The 9,871-nt window shown below is 68.4% G+C and carries 9 protein-coding genes and 1 pseudogene; 6 read left to right on the top strand and 4 right to left on the bottom strand.

Going from position 1 to position 9,871, the window contains the following annotated elements; translation table 11 throughout:
- Positions 1–121: pseudogene (locus tag V6B97_RS12430) on the top strand (IS1595 family transposase); the annotation flags it as partial.
- Between the two features lie 431 nt (positions 122–552).
- Here V6B97_RS12430 and V6B97_RS12425 read toward each other — a convergent pair.
- Entirely contained in the window at positions 553–1,263 is a 711-nt protein-coding gene (locus tag V6B97_RS12425) for a Fic family protein (RefSeq protein ID WP_333506837.1), read from the bottom strand.
- 220 nt (positions 1,264–1,483) lie between these two features.
- Between V6B97_RS12425 and dhaK the strand changes: the two genes are divergently transcribed.
- From dhaK to ptsP, 3 genes are all read left to right on the top strand, one after another.
- Positions 1,484–2,548: a dihydroxyacetone kinase subunit DhaK gene (dhaK, locus tag V6B97_RS12420; RefSeq protein WP_333506836.1), complete on the top strand. Its 1,065-nt coding sequence runs from the start codon at positions 1,484–1,486 to the stop codon at positions 2,546–2,548.
- Positions 2,549–2,893: 345 nt separating this feature from the next.
- Positions 2,894–3,526: a dihydroxyacetone kinase subunit DhaL gene (gene dhaL, locus V6B97_RS12415; protein ID WP_333506835.1), complete on the top strand. Its 633-nt coding sequence runs from the start codon at positions 2,894–2,896 to the stop codon at positions 3,524–3,526.
- Positions 3,527–3,529: 3 nt separating this feature from the next.
- Positions 3,530–6,124, top strand: coding sequence for a phosphoenolpyruvate--protein phosphotransferase (gene ptsP, locus V6B97_RS12410; RefSeq protein ID WP_333506834.1), 2,595 nt, complete (start codon positions 3,530–3,532; stop codon positions 6,122–6,124).
- 279 nt (positions 6,125–6,403) lie between these two features.
- Here the strand turns inward: ptsP and flgM are convergent, their stop codons facing one another.
- Together flgM and V6B97_RS12400 are read right to left on the bottom strand one after the other, a co-directional pair.
- The gene (gene flgM, locus V6B97_RS12405; protein WP_333506833.1) at positions 6,404–6,715 is read right to left on the bottom strand and encodes a flagellar biosynthesis anti-sigma factor FlgM; all 312 of its coding nucleotides are present in this window, start codon (positions 6,713–6,715) and stop codon (positions 6,404–6,406) included.
- A 46-nt stretch (positions 6,716–6,761) separates the two neighbouring features.
- Complete coding sequence (locus V6B97_RS12400) at positions 6,762–7,178, bottom strand: DVU0524 family FlgM-associated protein (protein ID WP_333506832.1); 417 nt, start codon at positions 7,176–7,178, stop codon at positions 6,762–6,764.
- Positions 7,179–7,578: 400 nt separating this feature from the next.
- Between V6B97_RS12400 and V6B97_RS12395 the strand changes: the two genes are divergently transcribed.
- Positions 7,579–8,259 (top strand): Maf family nucleotide pyrophosphatase, encoded by a 681-nt coding sequence (locus V6B97_RS12395; RefSeq protein ID WP_333506839.1) that lies wholly within the window; start codon positions 7,579–7,581, stop codon positions 8,257–8,259.
- A 20-nt stretch (positions 8,260–8,279) separates the two neighbouring features.
- On the top strand, positions 8,280–8,804 hold the full coding sequence (locus V6B97_RS12390) for a phosphatidylglycerophosphatase A family protein (protein ID WP_442935488.1): 525 nt from the start codon (positions 8,280–8,282) through the stop codon (positions 8,802–8,804).
- A gap of 196 nt (positions 8,805–9,000) precedes the next feature.
- Here V6B97_RS12390 and V6B97_RS12385 read toward each other — a convergent pair whose 3' ends face one another.
- A complete protein-coding gene (locus V6B97_RS12385; protein WP_333506831.1) occupies positions 9,001–9,741 on the bottom strand; it encodes a LysE family translocator in 741 nt (246 codons plus the stop codon).
- Between the last annotated feature and the right edge of the window lie 130 nt (positions 9,742–9,871).

Here is a 9,871-nt window from a genome sequence, read left to right as displayed (position 1 = left end):
GGTGAAGAGGAACTTCGAATTACACCTCAAAGAATGTGAATGGCGCTACAACAAGCCCCTGCCCCAACTCATTGCCGAAATGAAACGGCTGGTAGCAAAAAACAAAGACCTGATGGTCTAGAGCCTTGAAAATATTGAGAGGGTGCAATGCGCATTCGAGCAGAGCGTATCGTGACATTCGGCTTACTTTTGGGGCTGTGTTTTTTGGCTGGATGTGCAACTAAGTGGCAGAAATATGGAGCTACAGAGGATGAATTTGAAGCTATGAAGGCTTCCTGTATGTCCGCTGCGAGTTCAAAGTTTCCAGTGATAACACGTCAGGTGCAGATATCGCAGGGGTACGTTACTCCTGCAACAACGCAATGTACGGGATATGGATATTCTGTGAACTGCTATCAGATAGGTGGGCAGTATGTTCCGCCAAGATTTATGACTGTTGATGACAATATGAATGCGCGTGAGCAAGAGATTAAAAGCTGCTTTTATCAAAATGGATGGACACCAGTTAAGGATAACTAATTTTAGTAATAATTATGATATGTATTTTGTTTTCTACATGTTGAGTGGTTTTCTCACATACCCCATTAGTAGCCTCATTATCCCCCCCGCATCCCCGGAATCGTAGAACGCGGCCAGCCGTTCGTTGAACCGCTCCGCGTCGTTGGCGGGGATGGCGAAGGCCAGGTAGCCGTTGGCCACCAGCGTGCCCGCCATCATCAGCCAGGCGGTGCGCTTGTTGCCGTCGTAGAAGAACTGGCTGCGGGCCATGAACAGGAACAGGGCCAGCGCCCGTTCGCTGTGCGATGTCAGCGCGTGCAGCGCGCGCACGCCGTCGTCCCAGCGCTGGGCCAGTGTTTCCGCCGGCGGGGGCACATGGGCAACGCCGCCCACGTAGACCTGCCTGGCGCGGAACACGCCCCATTCCAGCGCCTCGTCACGCGCCACTTCCGCGTGCAGGCGGCAGGCCACCTCGCGGGTGATGGCGAAGCTGCCGTCGCCCAGCATGCCCAGCAGCACGTCCACCGCGCGGCCCATGCGCCGCACCTGGTCCAGCGCTTCCAGGCTCACCCCGCCCACGCTCTGCCCCTGCAAAATGGTCTGGGTCTGCGGCAGGGTGCAGGGGGTGTTCTCAAAGGTCTTCAGGCTGGACCACACGAAATCGGGCCGGAATTTCTTCAGGTAGAAGACGGCCTCGCGCACGTCGGCGGCGCGTGTGGTCTCGTAGTCGCCCGGCGGCCACGTGATGTCGAGTACGCGGTTCATATCCTTCACCTAGCCAATCCGCCCGCACCCGGCAAGATGGTTCGCGCGCCCCGGCCTGTCCTGCTTTTCTGAGGCTTCTCCCGCCCCACACGGTCCCACCCTGTCTTTGCATCCATGCCCTGACGCTACCTTCTTCGCGCCGCCCCGTTCCCACCGCTTCGGAAATGGCGTATTGTCCGGCGTGACTGTCCCTAACGAGCAAACCCCACGAGGCATGACCATGAAGAAATTGATCAATGCAGTGGAAAACGTGGTTCGCGAACAGTTGCAGGGCATGGCGGCGGCGCATCCGGAACTGCGGGTGAACATCGACCCGCACTTCGTCTGCCGCAAGGAAATACCGCAGGGCAAGGTGGCCATCGTCTCGGGCGGCGGCAGCGGGCACGAACCCATGCACGGCGGCTTCGTCGGCCACGGCATGCTGGACGGCGCCTGCCCCGGCGAGGTGTTCACCTCGCCCACCCCCGACCAGATGTACGAGTGCGCAAAGGCCGTGGATCGCGGCGCGGGCGTGTTGTTCATCGTCAAGAACTACACCGGCGACGTGATGAACTTCGAAACCGCCGCAGAACTGTGCCACGCCGACGGGCTGAAGGTGCAGAACATCCTCATCGACGACGACGTGGCCGTGAAGGACAGCCTGTACACGGCAGGACGGCGCGGGGTGGGCACCACCGTGCTGGCGGAAAAGATCGTGGGCGCGGCGGCGGAAGCCGGCTACGACCTCGACAAGTGCGCGGACCTGTGCCGCAAGGTGAACCAGTACGGCCGCTCCATGGGCATGGCGCTCACCCCGTGCACCGTGCCCGCCGCGGGCAAGCCCACCTTCGAACTGGCCGAGAACGAGATCGAGATCGGCATCGGCATCCACGGCGAGCCGGGCACCCGGCGCGCCGCCATGAAGCCGGTGGACGAACTGGTGCAGATCATGGCCACCGCCATCATCGACGACCCGGCCTACACCCGCACCGTGCGCGAACTGGACCGCGCCAGCGGCCAGTGGGTGGACAAGACCCTGACCGACGCGCCCTTCGCCAAGGGCGACAAGGTCATCGCCTTCGTCAACAGCATGGGCGGCACCCCGGTCAGCGAACTGTACGCCGTGTACCGCAAGCTGGCCGAAGTGTGCGCGGCGCGCGGCATCTCCATCGTGCGCAACCTGATCGGCCCGTACATCACCTCCCTGGAAATGCAGGGCTTTTCCATCACCCTGCTGAAGGCGGACGACGAAATCCTGAAGTTCTGGGATGCTAAATCCATTACCCCCGGCCTGCGCATGGGCTAGGCGGGTTGTGGTCTTTTTGTCCGCTGCCTGCGTCAGCAAGATTTTTTATTCCGGTCACGTACAATAAGAGTACGCTCCCTTCATAAAAAATACCTGCTTCCTTGGCAGCGAACAAAAATCCTCACAACCCGCGCAGATTGCGGTAGCGCAGCGCACATTGAAGCGCGGCGCGCACCAGTCAATCGCAGAACTCGCGTAGTCCGCACCAGAGCAGCTTCCCTTTCCGACCATGAATCCCGGTCCGGCGGATGACATGCACGTCGCCCGCCGGACCGGAATCCGTCCACTCCACCGCACCGATTCACCACAGCCTTCGTCCACCATATTTCCCACAAGGACGCTCCCATGCAGATCACCCGCGACCACATCCTCACATGGCTCGCCAGGCTGGGCGAGATCATGCGCGACAACCGCACCTACCTCACCGATCTCGACGCCGCCATCGGCGACGCCGATCACGGCATCAACATGGACCGGGGCTTCACCAAGGTGCAGGAAAAGCTGCCCGCCTTCGCGGACAAGGACATCGGCGCCATCCTCAAGGATACCGGCATGGTGCTGCTGTCCAGCGTGGGCGGGGCCAGCGGCCCCCTGTACGGCACCTTCTTCATGAAGGCGGGCCTTGCCGTGGCGGGCAAGGACGCGCTGGACGCCCCCGACGTGCAGGCCCTGCTGGACGCCGGGGTGGAGGGCGTGGTCTCGCGCGGGCGGCCCGTGCTGCACGACAAGACCATGTTCGACGCCTGGAAGCCCGCCATCGACGCCTACCGCGATGCCGTGGCGGGCGGCGGCGACCTGCTCGCCGCGCTGGACGCGGCCGTTGCGGCGGCGGAAGAAGGCATGCGCGCCACCATTCCGTTGCAGGCCCGCAAGGGCCGCGCCAGCTACCTTGGCGAGCGCAGCATCGGCCACCAGGACCCCGGCGCCACCTCCACGGTGCTGCTGTTGAGCGCCCTGCGCGACGTGGTGCGGGGGTAGCCCATGGTCGGCATCGTCGTCGTCACGCACAGCGCCGTGCTGGGGCAGGGCGTGAAGGAACTGGCGGAACAGATGACGCAGGGCCGCGTGCCGCTGGCCGTGGCGGGCGGCATCGACGACCCGGACCACCCCATCGGTACCGACCCCGTGCGGGTCATGGCCGCCATAGAGGAAGTGCAGCAGGGCGACGGCGTGCTGGTGCTGATGGACCTCGGCAGCGCGCTGATGAGCGCGGAAACCGCGCTGGACCTGCTGCCGCCCGAGGTGGCGGCGCAGGTGCGGCTGTGCCCGGCCCCGCTGGTGGAAGGGGTGATGGCCGCCGCCGTGCAGGCCTCCATCGGGGCCGACCTCGACACCGTGCTGCGCGAGGCGCAGTCCGCCCTGGCCGTGAAGGCGGAACTGCTGGGCATGCCCCTGTCCCGAGAGGGCATCCCCCTGACCCGAGACAGCGGCGGGACGGGCGGGGACGTGCCCGGCGCGCCCCGTGAGGCGGGTGAGGCGGATGACGCGGCCCCCCCGGCGGCGACAGCCGCCCCGGAAGCCAGCCATGAACTGACCCTGATGGTGCCCAACCGCCTGGGGCTGCACGCCCGCCCCGCCGCACGCATCGTCACCGCCCTTGGCCCGTTCATGGCCGACGTGCAACTGGTGCGCGGCGAGCGGATGGTGTCCGCCCGCTCGGTGAACCGCATCGCCACGCTGGCCGTGCGGGGCGGCGAGACCATAACCTTCCGGGCCACCGGGGCGGACGCCGCGCAGGCCCTGAGGGCGCTGGCCGATCTTGCGGCGGAGAACTTCGGCGATGCGCCCGACGCGGCCGGTTCGTCCGCTGTAACGGGCATGCCGGGCACGGCGGCGCGCGGGAAGGCCGGAGCCACGGCCGCCCCCGCCGCAAAAGGCGGCGTGCCCGCCTCGCCGGGCGTCGCCGTGGGGCCTGTCGCGTGGCATCATCCGGCCTTCGACGCACCCCCGCCGGACCTCGCGGCGGGCACTCCCGCAGAGGAAACCGCCCGGCTGGAGGCCGCGCTGGACGCGGCCCGCCGCGAACTGGCCGCGCTGGAACGGCGCACCGCCGCCGTGGCGGGCAGGCAGGAGGCGGAAATCTTCGTCATGCACCGCCTGCTGCTGGACGACGCCACCATCGCCGGGGACGCCCGCCAGCGCATCGCAGAGCGGCGCGAGCCCGCCGAGGCGGCCTGGTACGTAGTGATCGACGAGGCGGCGGAAAGTTTCCGGCAACTGCCGGAAGGCTACATGCGCGAACGCGCCGCCGACCTGGTGGACGTGGGCGCGCGCGTGCTGCGCCTGCTCACCGGTGCGCCGCCCACCGGCCCGCGCCTGGACCGGCCCTCGGTGCTGCTGGCCACGGACCTTGGCCCCTCGGACATGGCCCACCTGGACCCCGCGCTGGTGCTGGGCATCGTGACCATGCAGGGCGGGGCCACCTCGCACGCGGCCATCCTGGCCCGGTCCATGGGCATTCCGGCCGTGGTGGGCGCTGGCGCGCTGGCCGCCAACGTGGCCGACGGGATCACCGTGGGCCTCGACGGCGCCACCGGCGAGATCTGGATATCCCCCGCCCCCGGCGTGCTGGCATCCATCGAATCCCGCCGGGCCGCATGGCTGGCCGCCCGGCAGGCCGCACTGGCCGGGGCCTCCCGGCCCGCCGTGACCACCGACGGCCGCCAGGTGCACGTGCACGCCAACATCGGCGCCCCGGCCGACGCACCCGTCGCCCTGCAGAGCGGCGCGGAGGGCGTGGGCCTGTTCCGCACCGAGTTCCTGTTCCTGGACCGGGCCACCGCCCCGGACGAGGAGGAGCAGCGCGCCGCCTACGCCGCCGCGGCCGCCGCCATGCCCGGCCTGCCGGTGGTGGTGCGCACCCTGGACATCGGCGGCGACAAGCCGGTGCCGTATCTGGGCGACTTCGCGGCGGGAGAGGACAACCCCTTCCTGGGCGTGCGCGGCATCCGCTTCTGCCTGGCCCGGCGCGAACTGTTCCTGACCCAGTTGCGCGCCCTGCTGCGCGCCGCCGCCGAGCATCCCCTGCGGGTCATGTTCCCCATGGTGGCCCACCCCGGCGAACTGGCCGCCGCAAAGGCCCTGCTGGACGAGGCCCGCCACGCGCTGAACGCCGAAGGGCTGCCCCACGGCCCGGTGGAGGTGGGCATCATGGTCGAGGTGCCCGCCGCCGTGGCCCTGGCCGATCAACTGGCGCGCGAGGCGGCCTTCTTCAGTATCGGCACCAACGACCTGGCCCAGTACGTCATGGCCGCCGACCGGGGCAACGCCGCCGTGGCCGACCTGTCGGACGCGCTGCACCCGGCCGTGCTGCGCATGGTGCGCGACACCGTTGCGGCGGGCAATGCGGCGGGCATACCCGTGGCCATGTGCGGCGAACTGGCGGGCAGCGCCGAGGCCATCCCGCTGCTGGTGGGCTTGGGACTGGATGAACTGAGCATGAACGGCCCGGCCATTCCGCGGGCCAAGGACGTGGTGCGCGGCTGCGACATGGCGGCCTGCGCCAGGCTTGCGGAACGGGCGCTGGACCTGCCCGATGCCGCCGCCGTGCGGCGTCTGTTGAAGGAAGGCGGGTAGCGCCGGGCCGACGAACATGGCGGCGCATGAAACAGGGCCTGCGCGGCGCAACACCGCGCAGGCCCTGTACGGACGCACGACGCGGCAAGGCGGAACCGTCTTCGGAGGGTTCCGCCTTGCCGTTGCATGCAAAGGCCGTGCAGCATCGCACGGCCGAAAGGCCGGACGCGCCACGGGCGCATGCATCCCTGCCCCGCAATTCGCCGGCAATCGGCCAGCGCCGACCGCGCCCCGCGAAACGCGGGGCAGAAACGGGGGGGGCAGGGGCGCCCGCAATCGCTAGCCGAACAGGTCCTGCTCTTCCTTGAGCAGCTTTTCGGCCACGGCGCGCGAGTCCACCTGGTATTCGCCGGATTCCACCTTGCTCTTCAGCGCGTCCACCTTTTCCTGCCGCACGTCGGGCGCGGCAAGGGCGGCGGAATACGCCTCGGTGCGCAGCTTGGCCTCGTCGGAAAGGCTCACCCGGTCTCCCTGGGGGGAAGACGCGGCGTCGCTTTCCTTGCGCGCGGCGGTGCGCCTGGGCTGAAGCTCGGACTGTTCCAGCTTGGTCCTGTACGGATCCAGGTTCTTGAGATAATTCTTGATTTCCATGGTTACCTCCCCGGGGGAGCATACCGTTTACCGGAACTCGAACCGCCTAGAGCATGGTTTCGTCCACCGTTTCGAGAGCGATGTGCCATAGCCGGTCCAGGATTCTCGCCTTCTCCGCTGGCGCTACCTCGACGGGGCCGTCCGGTCCGGTGCGAAACACCTGGATGTCCAGCTGCGTCGGAGGATACGTGAAGGTGAGCGTTTCTCCCAGTTCCTGTTCCAGCTTCTGCCGAATCTCTCGTACGACGGGGTTGTCGCTTCCCGCAAGCAGAAGATTCTCCATGATCTCGCGAGCCACGCGTTCCACCATGAACCTGCGCTTCACCTCTGGAGGAATGGCGCTTTCCTCCTCGCCCGCCGCCAGTCGCATGGCCTGCCGGTAGCGGGCCAGCCTGCGCGCGGTCACAAGCTGCTTGTCATAGTGCAGCAGCATGTTGCGAAGGTAAAACGAGTTCGTGGTCACGGTAGTCTCCCCTCGTATCGCCTATCGGCTGCCCTAGGGGGAAACTTTAGGGGGGCGGACGCATTTTTTCCGAAAAAAATTTTCGGCCAATGCGGCGAGGGAAGACCCGCCCATGCACTCACCCCTCCTATCGGCGGCTGGCGTCGGAACATTAGGTGATGTTGGGGTGCGACTGCATTCTTTTGGAGCAGGTAGGGATATCCCCCGGTGTGCATTGGGTGTTTCGCATGCCCATGGGGGGATATGGATGCACTGTGGCATGGTGGAGTGGGCACATGCATGGGATACGGCTGTGGGGGATGGCGTGCTTGCGCCCGGCCTCGCCATGGGGCATGACACGCGAAACGCGCCGCGTCGCATTTTTTCCCGGAGCCATGACCGCATGACCGATGCTTTCACGATGCCGCAAGGCTGCCCGGCGGATTCCGCCGCCACCTCCGCCTCCCCCTCCCCCGCAGGCCCTTTCCGGGCGCTGCTGCCCGTGCTGCTGGCCTCCGGCTCGCCCCGCCGCCGCGAATTCCTGCACTCCCTCGGGCTGTCGTTCGAGGTGCATGGCAACGGCGCGGCCGAGCCCGATCCCCGTCCCGGCGAGCCCCCGGCGGACTACGCCCGCCGCGCGGCGACGGCCAAGGCCGCCTCGGTGGCCGCGTCACGCGCCGGGTGCCCCGGTTCCGTTGTCATCGCGGCGGACACGGTGGTGGCCCTGCACGGAGAGATCATGGGCAAGCCTGTGGACCGCGCCGATGCGCTGCGCATGCTCGCCCGCCTGGCCGGGCACACCCACGAGGTGGTCAGCGCCTGCTGCGTGGCCCTGCCGGACGGCGCCCGCGAAACCTTCCACGCCGCCACCCGCGTGACCATGTGGAACGCGCCCCCTGCCGCGCTGGCCGCCTATGCCGCCACGGGCGAGCCCGACGACAAGGCCGGGGCCTACGGCATCCAGGGCGTGGGCGCGTTTCTGGTGGAATCCATCGACGGTTCGTGGAGCAACGTGGTGGGGCTGCCCGTGGCGGAACTGGTCCGGCTGCTGCTGCGTCACGGGGTCATCGAACCGGCGGTCCAGCAACCAACAGACGGATAGGCGGGATACGGAGCACAGGCATGAACACGATGCGCGACAATGGGCCGGAGCGTTGCGTCCCGCCGCAGAGCCCACAAGGTCTGGACCGGCTGGCGCTGGAAGTGGCCCGTGTATGGTACGCCGGACGCAGCCCCGTGGCTCCCGGCACCGTGGGGTCCGCCGTGGCGGCCCTGCTGGCGCCGTGGCTGTTCCTGCCCCTGCCGTTGGGCTGGCGCGTGGCGGTGCTGCTGGTGGTGTTCTGCGGCGGTGCCTGGGCGGCCGGGCGCGCGGCGCGGGTGCTGGGCCGGTGCGACCCCGGCAGCGTGGTCATCGACGAGGTGGCCGGGCAGTGGACGGCCATGCTGCCTTTCGCCACGCTGTCGCCGTTGGGCGTGCTGGCCGCCTTCGTGCTGTTCCGGGTGTTCGACATCCTGAAGCCCGGCCCGGTGGGCGCCTCGGAATCGTGGCTGGACGGCGGTCCGGGCATCATGATCGACGACGTGGTGGCCGGGGCGTGCGCGGCGGTGGTGCTGGCCGTGTTGTCGTGGCTGGGCCTGCCGGTCTGACGGCAAGGAGGGGACGTCGCGGAGGCCCGGCGGGATTGTCCGCCGGATCGTGAAGGATTTTGATGGGCGTTGCCTGGTGGCACGACGGCCCGCGTACCCGGAAGATCGGGTACGCGGGCCGTCGTGCGTTGGCTGCAAGGAGATGTCGCGTGCGCGGCCGAGGCCGGGCGACGCAGACTGCCAGGCGGATGGCGGATCAGCCCCGTTCGGCCAGCGCCAGCCGGATGCCCAGGAACAGGAACAGCGCGCCAAGGCAGCGGTCGCCCCAGCGCGCGAACCGTCCCGCATGCGCCCCGGCCTGGAAGAGGCTGCCCAGCCGGGCCGCGCCCCAGGCCACCAGCAGGTTCACCAGCGTGCCGTTGACGGTGAAGATGCACCCCAGCAGCAGGAAGGCCCCGGCCATGGAGGCGGACGGCATCGCGCCCGCCCCTGTTCCGCCGGCCCCGCCGTCCACGAACTGCGGCAGGAAGGCCAGGAAGAACAGCGCCACCTTGGGGTTCAGGGCGTTGGTCAGAAATCCCTGCGCGAACACCGCCCGCAGGCTGGCCTGCCGCGCGGGGTCGTTGCCGTGTGCGCCGTGGCCGGGCGCGTCCCCGTCGCGCGCGCTCCGGCCGGGTGCCCCGGCCGCGTCCCCCGGTTTCCTGCGGGCCAGCAGCAGGGTGGCCCCCATGTACAGCAGGTAGGCCGCGCCCAGCAGCTTCACCACGGTGAAGGCCGTGGCCGAGGTGGCCAGCACGGCGGACAGGCCCAAGGCCGCCGCCGCGATGTGCACCGAGCAGCCCGCGCCGATGCCGAGCGCCGCCGCCACCCCCGCGCGCAGGCCGCGCCTGCCGCATGTGGTAGACCGGGCGATGATGTACAGCATGTCCGGGCCGGGGGTGACGTTCAGCAGCAGGCCCGAGGCCACGAACAGCCAGATGTCGTGCACGCCGTGCATGGGAACCCTCCGATGTTTTCGCCCTCATGCTCCCCGGTCCGCCGGGCGTCAACCCGGAGCATGCCCGGAGCATGCCCGGCGCATGCCGGGCGGGTGGCCGGCGAGGTGCGCCGCGCCCCTGTGGAAAATG

This window comes from Nitratidesulfovibrio sp. 1201_IL3209 (assembly GCF_036763125.1).
GTDB lineage: Bacteria > Desulfobacterota > Desulfovibrionia > Desulfovibrionales > Desulfovibrionaceae > Cupidesulfovibrio.
Note: the sequence above shows the minus strand (reverse complement) of the source record. Positions and strands in the feature narration are given on the sequence as shown.

Bases quoted from the DNA above. Each gene is read 5' to 3' on its own strand.
- V6B97_RS12425 (WP_333506837.1), bottom strand. From the start codon at position 1,263: ATGAACCGCGTACTCGACATCACGTGGCCGCCGGGCGACTACGAGACC.
- dhaK (WP_333506836.1), top strand. From the start codon at position 1,484: ATGAAGAAATTGATCAATGCAGTGGAAAACGTGGTTCGCGAACAGTTG.
- dhaL (WP_333506835.1), top strand. From the start codon at position 2,894: ATGCAGATCACCCGCGACCACATCCTCACATGGCTCGCCAGGCTGGGC.
- ptsP (WP_333506834.1), top strand. From the start codon at position 3,530: ATGGTCGGCATCGTCGTCGTCACGCACAGCGCCGTGCTGGGGCAGGGC.
- flgM (WP_333506833.1), bottom strand. From the start codon at position 6,715: ATGGAAATCAAGAATTATCTCAAGAACCTGGATCCGTACAGGACCAAG.
- V6B97_RS12395 (WP_333506839.1), top strand. From the start codon at position 7,579: ATGCCGCAAGGCTGCCCGGCGGATTCCGCCGCCACCTCCGCCTCCCCC.
- V6B97_RS12390 (WP_442935488.1), top strand. From the start codon at position 8,280: ATGAACACGATGCGCGACAATGGGCCGGAGCGTTGCGTCCCGCCGCAG.
- V6B97_RS12385 (WP_333506831.1), bottom strand. From the start codon at position 9,741: ATGCACGGCGTGCACGACATCTGGCTGTTCGTGGCCTCGGGCCTGCTG.